Genomic DNA, 1,099 nt, shown 5'->3' with positions numbered 1-1,099 from the left:
TTCTCGGCGCTCGACAAGAGCCTGCGCGGCCAGATGCAGGCCGAGATGAAGCGGCTGCACCAGGAAACCGGAACCACTTTCGTCTTCGTCACCCACGACCAGAGCGAGGCGCTGGCGCTGTCGTCGCGCGTTGCCATCTTCAACCACGGCAAACTGCTGCAGGTCGGAGCGCCCGACGAAGTCTACGACCGGCCGGACAACCGCTTCGTCGCCGAGTTCCTCGGCGAAATCAACATGCTGCCGCTGAAGGGCGTCAAGCCTGCCGGCAATGGCTCGACCGGCCTTTGCGAAGACCGCGCGGTCAGCATGGGCTGCAAGGCCGAACTCGTGCGCGGCGATGCCATCCTGGCGATCCGGCCCGAATACATGTCGATATCGGGCGAGGCGGCGGATGGCGAGAATGGCATCGCCGCTACCGCCACCAACTCCACCTATCTCGGTGCTGCGACGCGGCTCGACCTGACGACACGGCAAGGCGCCAAGGTTACCGTCTCGGTGCCGAACGAGGTGGCGGCCGCAGCGCTCAGCAAGGGCAATTCCGTCTGGCTCACCTGGCCGGCGGAAAAGGGTTTCCTCCTTCCGCATGGAGGGCAATGACGACGGTGTGGCGAGATGTCGCTCCACCGCTTTCCGGCACTATCAACAACAAAAAAGGGGAACTGACATGACACATGACAACAAAAAACAAGCCGTCGAGAGCCTGTCCGCCAGGGCAGGTCGCGGCGAGATCTCGCGCCGGCAGTTCACACAGCTGGCGGCACTCGTGCTGGCCGGCACGCCGATGCTGCTGCGCTCGACAGGTGCCTTTGCGCAGGCCAAGGAACTGGTGCTGGTCAACTGGGGTGGCGATGCCATCACCGCCTATGATGCCGCCTATGGCCAGGCCTTCACCAAGGACACCGGCATCGCCGTCAAGATGGACGGTTCGGGTCCGACCGAAGGCGCCATCGCCGCGCAGTTCAAGAGCGGCGCGCCGACCTGGGATCTCGTCGACGTAGACCCCTTCTCGGCCATCACGCTCGGCGCCCAAGGGGCTCTCGAGCCGATCGATTACAACATCGTCGACAAGAAGAAGATGCGGCCCGGCTTTGGTTGGGAA

Annotated in this window: 1 protein-coding gene and 1 pseudogene; both read left to right on the top strand. The window is 64.1% G+C overall.

Translation table 11 applies throughout. The annotated features are described in order from the left end of the window. On the top strand, positions 1–597 hold a 597-nt coding region (locus tag ENZ74_RS32600; protein WP_164761432.1), incomplete at its 5' end, for an ABC transporter ATP-binding protein. Positions 598–664: 67 nt separating this feature from the next. Continuing rightward, a pseudogene (locus ENZ74_RS32595) lies at positions 665–1,099 on the top strand (extracellular solute-binding protein); the annotation flags it as partial.

Origin of the sequence: Mesorhizobium sp. M7A.F.Ca.CA.002.15.2.1 (assembly GCF_003998715.1) — a bacterium.
In the GTDB taxonomy this organism is placed as follows: Bacteria; Pseudomonadota; Alphaproteobacteria; order Rhizobiales; family Rhizobiaceae; genus Mesorhizobium; species Mesorhizobium ciceri.
Note: the sequence above shows the minus strand (reverse complement) of the source record. Positions and strands in the feature narration are given on the sequence as shown.